Below are 14688 nucleotides of genomic sequence, written 5' to 3'. Positions count from 1 at the left end.
GCGGGGACTGGTGCAGGCGAACGGATGTCAGTCCTGGGACTACTGAGAGCTGTTGGTGGGGTGGGCGAGGTCGAAGGGCCTCGGGTAGGGGCCTGGCCGGAAGGTGAGGTAGCGGGTGGGGGAGGTGGCGTCGATCCTTCGGGCCTCGGTGTTGAGGGCGTCGGGGGGTGGTGTCGCCCCAGTGGCCTGTGGTGATCCGCTGGTTGAGCTTGTGCAGCGCGGCGACCTGTTCGGCGGCGGTGAAGGTGCAGTGGCCGGCGTTGTCGACGTACGCCTGGCGGAGCAGGGTGGTGGTGCCGGCGGCGGTGACGGCGCGCCGGTGGGCGCTTGTCGCCTGAACGGGGATGAGGGGGTCGCCGGTGGTGTGGATGTCGAGTTGGGGCTTGCGGAGCTCTCCGGTGAAGGCGATGTTCGGAAGAGCACAAAGCCGAACACACCCATGGTGATCGAACCGGTGAGGACGACGGGGCGCCGACCGAGCCGGTCTGACAGCGCCGACCAGCCGATGACGCCGATCACCGCGAGGGCGGACGAGAGGGTCAAGGCATTGAGCACGGTCTGTCGTGGGTACCCGACCTGGACGCCGTACGCGATGAGGAACGTGGTGAGGGTTCCCTGTGCGACGAACGCGGCGAGCCCCACACCGACGGAGAGCACCAAGTTGCGGGGGCGGCGCAGGACATCGAGGAGCGGGAGCCCGCTCTTCTTCGGCGGCTGACGATGGGCTGCGGCGAAGACTGGCGTCTCCTCCACCCGCAGTCGGATGAACAGGCCGACCACCAGCAGGACGATGCTGAGCAGGAACGGGACGCGCCAGCCCCAGGAGAGGAAGGCCTGTTCGCCGACGACGGCGCTGGTGGCCGTGAGGACCGAGGTGGAGAGAATCATGCCGAAGGGTGCTCCGGCGTTCGTGAAGCTCGCCCAGAGCCCCCGGCGCGAGGTGGCATGCTCGGCGGACATCAGCACGGCACCGCCCCACTCCCCGCCGACCGCGATGCCCTGCAGCACACGGAGCAGCACCAGCATGACCGCCGCCCAGCTCCCCACCTGCCGGTCCGTCGGCAGCAGACCGATGAGGAAGCTCACAACGCCCATCAACGTCATGGTCGTGACCAGCATGCGCTTGCGGCCCAGCCGGTCGCCGTAGTGCCCGAAGACGATGCCGCCGAGCGGGCGGGCCAGGTATCCGGCCGCAAAGGTCCCGAAACTTGCGACCGTGCCGGCCAGCGGATCCAGACCGGAGAAGAAGATCTTGCTGAACACGACGGCCGAGGCCGTGGCGTAGAGCAGGAAGTCGTAGTACTCGATCACGCTGCCGATGAAGCTGCCGACGACTGCGCGACGTAGCTGCACGTTGTTCTGAGACGGTGGTGCGGTATTCGCCATGGCTGCCATCCCTGTCTGTCGCGAGGTGTCCGCGTCATCGGACCGGGGCGCGTCCGATGCGATCTTTCGTGATCCGCGTGGTGCCGCCGCAGATGGTCCGGATGTGCGCGTCCGTGAAGGCGCGGATGGTGGGGTGCTCCCGCAAGTAGCCGCACCAGCCGCGCGGTTGGAGGCATCGCGGGATCGTCCGCTGCTGCGGCTCCGTGGTCCGCCGCTTGGCCTTGGTCGCGTCGCGTTGCTCGCGGGCAACTCCCCGGCCCCCGCACAAGTGCGCCGGGCCGTCGCTCGGCGAGCCCAGGTTGGGGGCCTCTTGCCTTCGTCGCGAGGGAACGTACGTCGTTTCTCTTACGTCAGTCAATATTCTGCACAAGAACAGCTCTCCTCCCTCGTCCGGCACGCTCCGCTTCGACAGTGATGACGGCTTCGTCGACTTCTCCGGAGACGCCGGCGTCCCGTACACACGTCGATCGAGGACACCGGACGGGTCGCCGAACTCGCCTGGGAAGCGCCCACAGTCAGTCGGCATGCCCGAATTACTGAGAGGCGCCGACGAAATGCCAACACTTGGCAGCCCCTCGGATACGAGCAGCGCTCGTCACCGGAGTGGCTGCGGCCGGTCAGGCGTGGCGCGGATGCGGCTCGGAGGCGGGCCGGCGGTGGGCCCAATTCTGGCCGGCCCCTCCACGTGTGGCGCGACTTCTCCGAGACTCGGGCGGAGCCGCACTCTGCCGCGACCCGCCGCGGGCATGGCCCGGGCAGTGGAAAGAAAGGCGTGTGAGCGTGACAGCGCAGTCCTCCGCACGTGTGCATCGGGTTCCCGATCCGAGGCGGCGGGCGAGCTGGTGAACGCCACCCGCTACGGCCTGGTCACCGGCCTCTGCACCGGCGATATGGACTCGGCGCTGCGGCTCGTTTCCTGGTTCGACAGCGGCATGGTCAAGGTGAACGGACCGACCACCGGAGCCGACTTCCACGCATCCTTCGGCGGCGAGCAGGAATCCGGGTACGGCCCTGCCGAGCAGGGTCGGCGGTCCTCGACTTCTACTCCCGGCACCTGACCGCGACCGTCTTCCTCGAGAAACCCGCGGGCCTCGGCTGAGCCCGCCCTCAGCACCCGGCGCGCTTTACCGACCTTCGCCGCGGCGCGGCCGGTGGAACACACCGGCCGCGTCTGCCTTGATGTCGTGGCCGTCAGCAGCAGCCTGCCGTATGCGTGTTCGCGGCTGCGACCGTCGCCGACGCGGTGGTGCCCGCTGCGTCCTGGTCCTGGGCGATGCGGCCGCGCAGCATATTCTCCATGACCTTCATGAAGCGCTGTGTCCCGGAGGCGCCCACGACGAACGGGTTCTTGGGGCCGCTGGGTGCGTCGCGCAGTTCCTGCATGCGCTCCAGGCCGTAGTCGCAGAAGGGGTGATTGCTCAGTTCGACGTCGACCCCGGCCCGCCGCATCCGGGAGGTGAAGGTGAGGACGGAGGAGAGGTACGTCTCCTTGTCGGTGGTGGCCGCGGGCGGATTGGTGCCGCCCCACAGCATCGCGGTATGGCGCCTTCCCCTGTCCCATACGGGAAGGATCGGTGACACGCTGCCGGGAGTATGACCCGGGGTGTAGTGCAGGTCCACAGTGGTGTGGCCCAGGGTGAGCCGCTGGCCGTCGCTGATGTCGAGGTCGTGCCGGGGTTGGTCGGGCCCCGGCGTGGTCGTCATGTAGGTCCAGTCGGCGGGGGACATCAGCACCCGGGCGCCGTACTTGTCGGCCAGGTACTGGGCGCCGCCGAAGTGGTCCCCGTGGCCGTGGGTGACGACGACGTACTTGATCGTCGACGGGTCGGCTCCGAGCTCGCGCAGACCCCCGACGATGTGCTGCTCGGCCCCGTTCGGGTTTTCCAGGGCGTCGATGAGGATGATCCCGGCCGAGGTGAGGATCGCCGTGGCGGACACAAAGCCGGCGCCCAACACCGCGACGTTGTCGAAGATCCGCTGCGGGGCAGGTGCGGCGGGCCGCGGCGGGGTGTAGCCGGCGGTGAGCGCGCTGACGAGGCTCTTGAGGACCGGGTTGTCACCGGCCAGTTCGGCAGCCCGGTCGAAGTAGTGCTGTGCGGTGCTGCTCGTGGCCGCCGAGGCCTCGGCGGTGGCCTCCGGAAGCAGGCTCGTCACGCCGGCGGTGACCGCCGTGGCGGCGCCGAGCTGCCAGAAGCGGCGGCGCGTGAGGGTGCCGTGGGAGTGTCCCTCGGACGGTGCCGGGCGGCTTGCGGCGGCTTGCGGCTCGTTCATACGGGTGGCTCCTTGGGGGATCGGTTTGGACAGGGTTCCTGTCTCGTGTGAGGGGGATGTGGCCTGTGCCGGGTTGCGGGCCCCCCGGCTCGCCGTGGATCCGTGGAGTGCCCGAGGGAGCCGCCCTGTCCGCCGGGTACAGGGCAGGAGAGGCACCCGGGGTGTCCGTGACGACCGGTCGACGATTACCAGCGAGGGCTTTCTCGCCGGTCAGCGTTCTTCAGGCAGTCAGGGCCGCCTGCTCGTCCCGCTCGCCGGCCGCGGCGTCGCTCAGCGACACGCCCTGGCGTTCTTTCAGAACGAAGGTGACGGCGAGCCCGATCACCGTCATGACGGCGAGGTAGACGCCGACGGAGTACACGGTGTGGGTGCTGGACTGCAGGGCTTCGGCGATCATCGGCGCGAAGGCGCCGCCGAGGACAGCTCCGATGGCGTAGGACAGGGCCGCGCCGCTGTATCGGACAGCGGTGGGATAGAGCTCCGCCAACAGCGCGGCCTGCGGCCCGTAGGTCAGTCCGAGGCCGACGCTGTAGAGGAGGAGGGCCACCGCGATGAGTCCGATGTTCGCCGTGTTGAGCAGGGCGAAGAAGGGGAACATCCAGGCGAGTTGGACGATGAAGCCGATCCGGAAGACGCGGATGCGGCCGAGGCGGTCCGACCATCGGCCCGCGGCCACGGTGCTGACCAGCCAGCCGACGGCAGCGACCATCACGGCGATCAGGATCTGCGTCGGGTCCATGTCCAGATGGTTCACCGAGTAGCTCTGCACATAGCCACCGGTGGTCATGTAGCCGACGGCGTTGTTGGCGGCGAAGAGAAGGGCCCCGGCCACGACCAGCGGCCAGTGATGCCTGAGCAGGGCCGTGAGGGGAGTGCCCGGCCGGGTCCCGGACTCCTTCAGCTGTCGGTAGACCGGGCTTTCGTCCACTCGCCGCCGGATGACGAATCCTACGGCGACGAGCACCACGCTGAGCAGGAACGGGACGCGCCATCCCCAGGAGAGGAACTGCTTGTCCGTGGTGAGGGCGGTGATCGTGGCCAGGACACCGTTGGCCAGGAGCAGGCCGAGCGGGGCTCCGAGCTGCGGATAGGCGCCGAACCTTCCGCGCTGGTGGGCGGGTGCGTGTTCCACGGAGATGAGGGCGGCGCCGCCCCACTCCCCGCCGGCGGACAGTCCCTGGAGGATCCGCAGGAGGACGAGGATGACCGGGGCGCCCGTCCCGATGGTGCCGGACGACGGCACGAGTCCGATCAGGGTGGTGGAGACGCCCATGAGCAGCAGGGTGGCGATGAGCATGGCGCGGCGGCCGAGCCGGTCGCCGAGGTGGCCTGCGAGGGCGGCCCCGACCGGGCGGAAGAAGAAGCTGATGCCGATGGTCGCGAAGGAGATGACCAGTGAGTCCTCGCCCAGCCCGTCGAAGAACAGCTGGTTGAAGACCAGGCCGGTACACAGAGCGTAGATGAAGAAGTCGTACCACTCGATCGTGGTGCCCGCCATGGCGGCGAGCGCGACCGTGCGATGCCTGCTGGATGAGGCGGTGGATTGGGACATGGGGAGTCCGATCGTCGTCGGGTCGTCGTTGGCCCGGGAAAGAATCGAAGGTCACAGCCATCACGTGGCGGAATGGATGGTGTGCGCGGGGACGTGGGTGCCGGGTGCCCCCGCCTCGTCCCGAGGGGGAACGGCGTCAGACGGCGTAGCCGGGGTCGATGCGGTCGATCTTGCGGCGCAGGGCCTCGAACAGACCTCTGCCCGCCTGGGTGCGGTCGCCCATCTGGAAGGACTCCTTGGTCGAGCGGATGGCTGCCTCCCGGCTGACCGGTGTCAGCGGCTGTCCGGACGACTGGGCGGCAAGCTGGATCTCACAGGCCCGTTGCAGGGTCCACAGGGCGGCGAACGCGGCAGGCACGGTCGGCCCCAGTGCCAGCAGGCCGTGGTTGCGCAGGATCATCAGGTCGCGGTCGCCGAGGTTGGCCACCAGCCGGGGCTTTTCGGCGGGGTCGACGGTGATGCCCTCGAAGTCGTGGTAGGCGACCATGTCGTGCAACTGGGCGGCGTAGAAGTTGTCCGGGTCCAGCCCGCCCCGCAGGCTGGCGACTCCGGTGCCGGCGGTGGTGTGGGTGTGCATGATGCAGTGGGCGTCGGGCCGGTTGGCGTGGATCACCGAGTGGATCAGCAGTCCCGCCTCATTGACGGGCCAGTCAGAGTCCGACAGGACGTTGCCGTCGAGGTCGATCTTCACCAGGTTCGAGGCGGTGACCTCGTGGTACATCAGCCCGAACGGATTGATCAGCAGGTGTCCCTCCTCGCCGGGCACCCGCACGGTGATGTGGTTGAAGATCATCTCCACCCATCCCAGGTGGTCGAAGATCCGGTAGCAGGCGGCCAGTTCGAGCCGCGCATGCCACTCCGCTTCGCTCATGTGCGCCGGCTTCGCCGAGCTCATCGGGGTGTCCAGAACGGTCACTGTTGTACTCCTCGAGTGCTCCATGGGTATCGCCACTACGGCGCATTGCCCGGTGTGCAGGAGCATGGGCGCGGGACCGCTCGATATCCAATGTCGAGACCTATAGCGAATGCCTGCGCCCGGTGTTGTATCCGACAGTCGCGCGGCGGTGAATGGCACCGCGCCGCATCAGTCGGTGACCCGGTGCCGTGCAGGCTCGTTCAGAGCACTCAGTTCCAGCGTGAGCATCAGGCGCCGTGCGGGGTCCGAGAGTGACACCCCGAACAGCTGCTTGGCCCGGCGCAGTCTGAGCCGGAGTGTGTTCTGGTGGATGTGCAGCTCGGCACTGGCCGCCGCGACATCGCCGAAGTGCCGCAGGTACGTGAGCAGCGTGGCGCTGTAGTCGGTGGCGTTCTCGTCATCGTGCGCCCGCAGGCGCTCCGCGATGCCGGTGCGCAGTTCGGCGTCGCGCCGTACGGCCTGGAGCAGTCGGCGCAGCACCAGCTCCGGCCGCAAGTCTTCGGCTCGATGGGCGCCGGGGGCTGCGCCATGCTGCTCCAGGTGGTCGAGTGCGGCGTCGATGTCGCGGCGGGCGACGAGCAGATCGGGCGCCGTGGGGACAGCTGGGGAAAGGACCGCGGTGAATGGCCGGTGCAGGCTGCGCCTGGCCCGGTCCAAGAGGTGCTCCAGCAGGGACTCGGCGGACACCGAGCCTGAACCGGCCGTCGGCAGCAGCAGGTAGAGGCGGTCGTCGAGCAGCGCCGCAGCCGGTTCATGTCCGAAGGAACGGCCATCGAGGACGGCCAGGTCCAGCATCCGCATCAGGGCAGCGCGGCGCCGCGATTCGGTTCCTGGTTCCGCGGGCTTCTTCTGTTCCCGTTCCAGCGCGACTTCGGCCAGGCCGATCAGTACGGCGGGAAAACGAATTTCGCCGGACGGGTTCTGCTGCCCTGTGCGGCCTTCCAGCGCGGCACGCAGTGCGCGGTCACGGCTTTCCTGTTCGGCGTCGACCTGGCGCCGAAGTGCCAGCATGTGCAGCGCCGCGATGCGGGCGGCTTCCTGCAGGGTCGGTCCGCAGTCGGGGACCGCGCCCTCGTCGGGAAACGCGACCCACAGCGAGCCGAGCACGTCCTCGCCCGCCCTGACGACCACGGCCATGCGGGGCAGGTCTCCGGGGCGGTGCTGACGTACGACCGTGTCGCTGCCCCACACCTGACGGTCGAGGTGATCGGCAAGCGCCTCGTCCGGGACGCGTCGGCCGAGGATGCCACGCCTGCGGGTCTCGTCGATGGGCTGGTCGGGCAGGCTGGAGTAGGCGACCAGTAGCTGTTGGGTATCCATGATCGCCACAGCGCCGCCGACAATGCCCGCGAGCGCGTTGGCCAGGGAGAACAGGTCACCACCGGTCAGTCCGCCGCCGGGGGGCGCGTCCGCCGCGCGGGCGGCCAGCAGGGTGGTGGCCAGGCGTTGGACGCGCGTCCACGGCACTTGCGGATTGACGCCCAGCACCGGCACCCCGGTCTCGCGGACCAGCGCGACCAGGTCCGGTGGCGCCGGAGCCGCACATTTGATCGCGAGCGCACACGAGGTCCTCGCCGCCGTCTGCAGAGCAGCGCCCACCGCGTCGTGGTTCGCGATGTCCAGGCCCACCCCGAGCAGAAGCCGGCCGGGCTCAGCGGCCTGGAGTGCCTCCGGACAGTCCAGCAACTCCACGCCCCTGACGTCATGTTCGCGATCGCCCTCGGACAGGACCGTGATCACCCCGTCCTGCAGGGCGTCGACGAGTTGAGCGAGCGGGATCGCGGTCATACAGGACCTCTTCTCCAGGGCGGTATCGATATCAACATCGACAAGCGTCACCAAGTGTAGGACTCGACATTGTTGCGGAGGGCCGCGCATCGCATGCTCACTGCGGACGGCCACACCGGCCCACCCATGCACGGCCTATCGAGAAGGAGGTGCGACGGTCTTGACGCCACCGTTTGTCATCGCACCCGTCGACCCCGCAGCCCGGCCATCCGCGTTCGGCACCGAGCGGTCTGCACCGCTCGAGCCGTCCCCCTGCCGGTGGAGCTGAGTACGGTGGGACATCGGATCACCATCGTGGGACCGGGCGCCGTCGGCGCCACTCTCGCCGGGGCGTTCGCCACGTCGGGCGCGGAGGTCTCCCTGCTCGGCCGGCCCGGACCGCACCTCGACGCCATCGCGGAGAACGGGATCCGGCTGCGGAGCTCGGTAACCGGCCCAGCGGTGCGGCACCGCCTGCGCACCGCCCACGATGCTGCGCGGCTTCCGATCCCGGAACTGGCCGTCGTGTGCGTCAAGAGCCAGCATCTGCTCTCGGCGGCCCGAAGCATCCGGCCGTGGATCGACCGCGGTGTGGAACTGCTCATCGTCGCCAACGGCGTGCCGTGGTGGCTGCTGTCCACCGTGGAGAACACCAGCGGTGACGTGATCCTGCGGACCGTCGATCCCGACGGGGAGTTGCTGCACCTGCTGCCCGCGCCACGGGTGATGTCCGGGGTCGCGCACTTCAGCAGCATCCTCGACACGGCCGGGCAGGTCACTCACATCAGCGGCAGCAGGCTGGTCATCGGCGACCCGACCGGCGGGATGTCGGACCGTGTCACACGGTGCGCCGCAGCCCTGTCCGCCGGCCGCGTCCGCGCGGAGCCCAGCACGGACATTCGCCGGGACATCTGGGAGAAGTTCCTGGGCAACGTCAACCTCAATCCCCTCAGCGCGCTGACCGGCGCGACCGTTCTGGAGATCCTCGACGATCCGGACGTACGACGGACCTGCATCGCACTGTTCGACGAGACGGCAGCCGTCGGAGCCGCACTGGGCATCCCGACCTCGATGACCGCCGACGACCGGCTCGACATCGCCCGGCAGCTGGGCGCGTTCCGCACGTCCATGCTGCAGGACGCCGACCGCGGCCGCCCATTGGAGCTCGATGCCATTGTCGGCGCCGTCCGAGAACTCGCGCGCCGCACGGGTGTCCCCTCCCCGTCCCTCGACACCGTGCACGGACTCCTGGCGCTCCGCGAGCGTGTCCGCCATGCCGGTGCGGCGGTCGCCGCCGACATCCCGCGCTCGCGAGCGTGAACCGTTCCAGGCACCGGTCCCGGTGTGGATCTGCCCCGACATACAGGAAAGGAGGCCCGATGACGCATCCGCTGGGGAACTCCCCGTCGAAGGTCATCGCGGTGCATCTGAACTACCCGAGCCGGGCGAAGGAGCGGGGACGGACCCCTGCCCAGCCGTCGTACTTCATGAAGCCGCCGTCCTCGCTGGCCGGCACGCAGGAGGCGATCATCCGGCCGCGGGGCTGCGAACTGCTGGGCTTCGAGGGCGAGATCGCGCTCGTCATCGGCTCGCGGGCGCAGCGGGTGCGGCCGGAGGACGGGTGGCGGCACGTGCGGTGGGTGACCGCCGCGAACGACGCGGGCGTGTACGACCTGCGCTACGCCGACCGGGGCTCCAACCTGCGCTCCAAGGGCGCCGACGGCTTCACCCCGATCGGCCCGCGCCTGCTGGAGGCCGGTGAGCTGGATCCGTCGGCGCTGCGGCTGCGGACCTGGGTCAACGGCGAGCTGGTCCAGGACGACACCACCGACACCCTGCTGTTCCCTTTCGGAGAGCTGGTCGCGGACCTGTCGCGACTGGTCACCCTGGAGCCGGGGGACGTGATCCTCACCGGGACGCCGGCCGGCGCCTCGGTGGCCTCGCCCGGTGACACCGTTGAGGTCGAGGTCACCGGGTCGGGCCTGTCCACCGGGCGGCTGCGCAACCCCATCGCAGCGGCCGACCACGACCTGGAGACCTGGGGCGCCATGCCCAAGGCGGACCGATCCGAGGTGGAGTCGGCGTACGGCAGCGCCTTCGTCCCGGAGCCCCCGCTCGCGCCCGGACTGGAGGCCGGACTGCGGTCGGTGGCCGTCGCGACGATCAGCGCCCAGCTGCGCAAGCGCGGCCTGCCGCACATGTCGATCGACGGGGTCCACCCGGCCACGCCCGGCACCCGCATGGTCGGGATCGCGCACACCCTGCGCTACCTGCCGCTGCGCGAGGACCTGTTCCAGAAGTTCGGCAACGGCATGAACGCGCAGAAGCGGGCGATCGAGGAGCTCAAGCCAGGGCACGTGCTGGTGATGGATGCCCGCCGGGACACCACGGCCGGCACCCTGGGCGACATCCTCGCCCTGCGCGCGAAAGCGCGCGGCGCGGCCGGTGTCGTGACCGACGGCGGCCTGCGCGACAGCGCGGCCGTCGCCGCCCTCGGGCTGCCGGTCTTCCACGGCGGGGCACACCCCTCCGTCCTCGGCCGGCGCCACGTGCCGTGGGACACCGGCGTGCCGGTCGCCTGCGGCGGAGCGCTGGTCCAGCCCGGCGACCTGCTGGTCGGCGACGACGACGGCGTGGTCGTCATACCCCCCGATCTCGCCTCCGAGCTGATCGCCGACTGCGCCGAGCAGGAGCGGCAGGAGCGGTTCATCACCGAGCAGGTGACAGCCGGAGCCAGCGTAGACGGGCTGTACCCGCTGGGGCCCACGTGGCGCGAGGCGTACGAGGCCTGGCGTGAGAAAAACGACAACGAAGGAGAACAGGCATGAAGTTCCGCAGCGACCCGCAGTCCATCCGGGGTTCGATCGCCCCGGTCGTCACCCCCTTCACCGCCGACGGTGCAGTGGACCACGAGTCCCTTCGGGGCCTGGTGCGCTGGCAGCTTCAGTCCGGTTCGCACGGCATCTCGCTGGGCGGCTCCACCGGTGAGCCGTCCGCGCAGACGGTGGCCGAGCGGATCGCTGCGATGCGTACCGCGGTGGAGGAGATCGGTGACCGGGTGCCGTTCCTGCCCGGTACCGGCTCGGCCAAGCTGGAGGAGACCCTGGAGCTGACGGCGGCCGCACGGGACCTGGGCGCGGACGCGGCCCTGGTGATCACCCCGTACTACGCCAGGCCGACCCAGGAGGCGCTGTACACCTGGTACGCCACGGTGGCCCGCGAATTCCCCGACCTGCCGATCGTCGCCTACAACGTGCCGTCCCGCACGGCCGTGGACATCGCCCCGGAGACGGTCAAGCGGCTGTTCGCCGACTTCGACAACTTCGTCGGTGTGAAGGAGACGACGAAGGACTTCGAGCACTTCTCCCGCGTGCTGCACGCCTGCGGCCGTTCGCTGCTGGTGTGGTCGGGGATCGAGCTGCTGTGCCTGCCGCTGATGGCCCTCGGCGGGGCCGGGTTCGTCTCCGCGGTGGCCAACCTGGCCCCGACCGCGGTGGCCCGGATGTACGAGCTGTGGGAGGCCGGCGAATTCGATGCCGCGCGCGACCTGCACTACCGCCTCCACCCACTGGTGGACCTGCTCTTCGTGGAGACCAACCCGGCGCCGGCGAAGTGGGTGCTGCACCGGCAGGGCCGGATCGCCTCGCCCCATGTCCGCCCGCCGCTGACCGAACCCACCGACGCGGGCCTGACCACCATCCGCGCGCTGCTCGCCGAGAGCGGCGACCTCACCCAGCAGATCGGAGCCTGACCATGACGATCGAGAACCTGCCCTCGACGATTCGGCACTGGATCGGCGGCGAGCCGGTCGACAGCACGGACGGCCGCACCTTCGACGTGGCCGACCCGGTGTCCAACATCGTCTACGCGCAGGCCGCCGCCGGCGGCGCGGCCGACGTCGACAAGGCCGTGGCCGCCGCCCGGACGGCTTTCCCCGCCTGGTCGAAGCTCGGCAACCGGGAACGCGCGAACATGCTGGGCCGCATCGCCGACGCCGTCGAGGCACGACACGAGCAGCTGGCCGCCTTCGAGTCCTACGACTCCGGGCTGCCCATCACCCAGGCCCGCGGCCAGGCCCGGCGGGCGGCCGAGAACTTCCGCTACTTCGCCGACGTCATCGTCGCCCTCGGCGAGGAGGCCTTCCGTCAGGTCACCGACCAGATCAGCTATGTCGTGCGCACCCCGGTCGGGGTGGCCGGACTGATCACTCCGTGGAACACCCCATTCATGCTGGAGTCCTGGAAGCTCGCCCCGGCGCTGGCCTCCGGCTGCACCCTGATCCTCAAGCCCGCCGAGTGGACCCCGCTCTCCGCCTCCCTCTGGCCGGAGATCTTCACCGAGGCCGGAGTCCCGGCGGGCGTGGTGAACATCGTGCACGGCATCGGCGAGGAGGCCGGCCAGGCCCTCGTCGACCACCCCGACGTGCCGCTGATCTCCTTCACCGGCTCGACCGACACGGGCAAGCACATCATCCGGTCCTCCGCGCAGCACCTGAAGACCACCTCGATGGAGCTGGGCGGCAAGTCCCCGGTCGTCGTCTTCGCCGACGCCGATCTCGACGCCGCCCTGGACTCCGTCGTCTTCGGGGTGTTCTCCCTCAACGGCGAGCGCTGCACGGCAGGTTCGCGCGTGCTGGTCGAGCGCCCGATCTACGAGGAGTTCACCCGCCGCCTCGCCGAGCGCGCCGACCGTGTGAAGGTCGGGCTCCCCGCCGATCCGGCCACCGAGGTCGGCGCCCTGGTCCACCCCGAGCACTACCAGCGGGTCCTGAACTACGTGGAGATCGGCAGGAAGGAGGCGAAGCTCGTCGCCGGCGGAACCCGCCCGTCCCACCTCCCCGAGGGCAATTACCTCCAGCCCACCGTCCTCGCCGACGTACCCCGCGACGCGCGGATCTTCCAGGAAGAGATCTTCGGCCCCGTGGTCTGCGTCGCGCCCTTCGACGACGAGGCCGAGTCCATCGACCTCGCAAACTCCACGCCGTACGGCCTCGCCGCCTACGTCTGGACCAACGACCTCAAGCGCGGACACCGCATCGCGCACGCCGTCGACTCCGGCATGGTCTGGATCAACTCCCACAACGTCCGCGACCTGCGCACGCCCTTCGGCGGCGTCAAGGCCTCCGGCGTCGGCCGCGAGGGCGGCGCGCACAGCATCGACTTCTACACCGAGTCCAAGATCGTCCACCTCGCCCTCGACGACGTGCACACCCCCCGCTTCGGAGCCTGACCATGACCACCGCATCCCCGGACGTCCCCGACGTCATCCGCTCCGCCTACGCCCAACTGGTCGTCACCGACCTCGCCAGGGCCCGCTGGTTCTGGGCCGACATGCTCGGCTTCCACATCCAGTACGAGGACTCCACCTCGCTCTACCTGCGCGGCACCGACGAGCTCACCCACCACTCCCTCGTCCTGCGCCAGGGCGAGACCGCCGCTCTGGATCACATCGCCTACCGGGTGCGCACCCCCGAGGACGTGGACAAGGCCGAGAAGTTCTTCACTGCCCTCGGCAGGCCCGTCCGCCGCATCCCCGCCGGCCAGGGCACCCGCGGTGTCGGCGACGCCGTCCGCGTCATCGACTCGCTCGGCTTCCCCGTCGAGTTCTTCCACGACATCGAACGCGCCGAGCGCCTCATCCAGCGCTACGACCTCCGCCGCGGCGCCGAGATCGCCCGCCTGGACCACTTCAACATCTGCACCCCCGACATCCCCGCCGCCTACGCCCACTACCAGTCGCTGGGCTTCGGCTGCTCGGAGACCATCGAGGGCGACGAACACGAGCTCTACGCCGCCTGGATGTACCGCAAGCAGACCGTCCACGACGTCGCCTTCACCGGCGGCGCCGGACCCCGCCTGCACCACCTCGGCCTCGCCACCCACGAATCCCACCAGGTCCTGCGCACCGCCGACATCTTCGGCTCGCTGCACGAGGAGCACCACATCGAGCGCGGCCCCGGCCGGCACGGCGTGTCCAACGCCTTCTACGTCTACCTGCGCGACCCCGACGGCCACCGCGTGGAGATCTACACCTCCGACTACTACACCGGCGACCCCGACCACGAGACCTACCGCTGGAACGTCCACGACGACCGCCGCCGCGACTTCTGGGGCAACGCCGTGATCGAGTCCTGGTACAAGGAAGCCACCCCCGTCCTCGACCTCGACGGCACCCCCCAACCCGTCACCGACACCCTCCTCGACGAATCAGCCGTCCAGGTCGGCGCCGACGGACTCGGCTGAACCCGGCGCTCCCTCGACGCGTCAGCCGCGGCGTGTACCGATCCACCTCGCGACCCCGTCGGACAGTGGTGTTCCACTGACTGAGCCGGCCGGTCACGACGTGGCCCAGGCCGGGTGCTCCAGTGGCGGTGAGCTGGATCCGCAACAGAGCGCCCCGGGCCTGGCCTTGAACGTGACACGCCTCGGCGCTCACTTCACGACCACCGGCGGCGAAGAAACCGAACCGACAGGCCCGGCCGCCCGACGACCCGTATCCACCAACTCAGCCAGGACCCGCTGCCACGTGCCGTCCGCCGACCAACGGCGATGCCGCTCGTACACGGTCTGCCAGGGACAGTACCGCTCCGGCAGGTCCGGCCACGGCACCCCGGTACGGGCCCGGAACAGCACCCCGTTCACCACCTTCCGGTGATCCGACCGCTGCCCGCCCGGCCTGCCGTTGACCGGCAGCAATGGCTCGATCTTCCGTCACTGGGTGGTCAGTTCGTGTCGTCGCACCATGCCGGACGCGTGCCCGCACCGGAGCTTGGCCCACCCAGCCCGGCAAGAGCCAT

At 69.8% G+C, this 14688-nt stretch carries 12 protein-coding genes and 1 pseudogene; 6 read left to right on the top strand and 7 right to left on the bottom strand.

The features are described from left to right. Window positions 1-39: 39 nt before the first annotated feature. Both ACZ4MH_RS19405 and ACZ4MH_RS19400 read right to left on the bottom strand, forming a co-directional pair. Entirely contained in the window at window positions 40-1386 is a 1347-nt protein-coding gene (locus ACZ4MH_RS19405; RefSeq protein ID WP_351588110.1) for an MFS transporter, read from the bottom strand. Between the two features lie 34 nt (window positions 1387-1420). Then, window positions 1421-1912, bottom strand: coding sequence for an acyl-CoA dehydrogenase family protein (locus ACZ4MH_RS19400; RefSeq protein WP_351588107.1), 492 nt, complete (start codon window positions 1910-1912; stop codon window positions 1421-1423). On the opposite strand from ACZ4MH_RS19400, the gene ACZ4MH_RS19395 reads away from it, so the two are divergent. After that, window positions 1911-2444: an aldehyde dehydrogenase family protein gene (locus ACZ4MH_RS19395; protein ID WP_351588104.1), complete on the top strand. Its 534-nt coding sequence runs from the start codon at window positions 1911-1913 to the stop codon at window positions 2442-2444. The genes ACZ4MH_RS19400 and ACZ4MH_RS19395 overlap by 2 nt on opposite strands. Window positions 2445-2577: 133 nt before the next feature. On the opposite strand, the gene ACZ4MH_RS19390 is transcribed toward ACZ4MH_RS19395, so the two are convergent. From ACZ4MH_RS19390 to ACZ4MH_RS19375, 4 genes are all read right to left on the bottom strand, one after another. Continuing rightward, window positions 2578-3657 carry an MBL fold metallo-hydrolase gene (locus ACZ4MH_RS19390; RefSeq protein WP_351588101.1) on the bottom strand — a complete coding sequence of 360 codons (1080 nt, stop codon included), beginning with the start codon at window positions 3655-3657 and terminating at the stop codon, window positions 2578-2580. 220 nt (window positions 3658-3877) lie between these two features. Further along, window positions 3878-5209: an MFS transporter gene (locus ACZ4MH_RS19385; protein ID WP_351588099.1), complete on the bottom strand. Its 1332-nt coding sequence runs from the start codon at window positions 5207-5209 to the stop codon at window positions 3878-3880. A gap of 136 nt (window positions 5210-5345) precedes the next feature. Then, window positions 5346-6125, bottom strand: a complete 780-nt coding sequence (locus tag ACZ4MH_RS19380; RefSeq protein ID WP_351588096.1) for a class II aldolase/adducin family protein — start codon at window positions 6123-6125, stop codon at window positions 5346-5348. Window positions 6126-6293: 168 nt separating this feature from the next. Then, on the bottom strand, window positions 6294-7964 hold the full coding sequence (locus tag ACZ4MH_RS19375; RefSeq protein WP_351588202.1) for a helix-turn-helix domain-containing protein: 1671 nt from the start codon (window positions 7962-7964) through the stop codon (window positions 6294-6296). 222 nt (window positions 7965-8186) lie between these two features. On the opposite strand from ACZ4MH_RS19375, the gene ACZ4MH_RS19370 reads away from it, so the two are divergent. The 5 genes from ACZ4MH_RS19370 to hpaD are packed head-to-tail and all read left to right on the top strand — an operon-like array spanning window position 8187 to window position 14134. Beyond that, window positions 8187-9212, top strand: a complete 1026-nt coding sequence (locus ACZ4MH_RS19370) for a ketopantoate reductase family protein (RefSeq protein ID WP_351588093.1) — start codon at window positions 8187-8189, stop codon at window positions 9210-9212. 59 nt (window positions 9213-9271) lie between these two features. After that, a complete protein-coding gene (locus tag ACZ4MH_RS19365) occupies window positions 9272-10720 on the top strand; it encodes a fumarylacetoacetate hydrolase family protein (RefSeq protein ID WP_351588090.1) in 1449 nt (482 codons plus the stop codon). Beyond that, window positions 10717-11643, top strand: a complete 927-nt coding sequence (gene dapA / locus ACZ4MH_RS19360; RefSeq protein WP_351588088.1) for a 4-hydroxy-tetrahydrodipicolinate synthase — start codon at window positions 10717-10719, stop codon at window positions 11641-11643. The genes ACZ4MH_RS19365 and dapA overlap by 4 nt, the downstream gene beginning before the upstream one ends. Window positions 11644-11645: 2 nt before the next feature. Beyond that, window positions 11646-13121, top strand: a complete 1476-nt coding sequence (gene hpaE, locus ACZ4MH_RS19355) for a 5-carboxymethyl-2-hydroxymuconate semialdehyde dehydrogenase (RefSeq protein ID WP_351588085.1) — start codon at window positions 11646-11648, stop codon at window positions 13119-13121. Between the two features lie 2 nt (window positions 13122-13123). Beyond that, window positions 13124-14134: a 3,4-dihydroxyphenylacetate 2,3-dioxygenase gene (hpaD, locus tag ACZ4MH_RS19350; RefSeq protein ID WP_351588082.1), complete on the top strand. Its 1011-nt coding sequence runs from the start codon at window positions 13124-13126 to the stop codon at window positions 14132-14134. A 258-nt stretch (window positions 14135-14392) separates the two neighbouring features. Here hpaD and ACZ4MH_RS19345 read toward each other — a convergent pair. Further along, a pseudogene (locus ACZ4MH_RS19345) lies at window positions 14393-14587 on the bottom strand (transposase); the annotation flags it as partial. Between the last annotated feature and the right edge of the window lie 101 nt (window positions 14588-14688).

The organism is Streptomyces sp. NPDC026301, from assembly GCF_055567935.1.
Note: the sequence above shows the minus strand (reverse complement) of the source record. Positions and strands in the feature narration are given on the sequence as shown.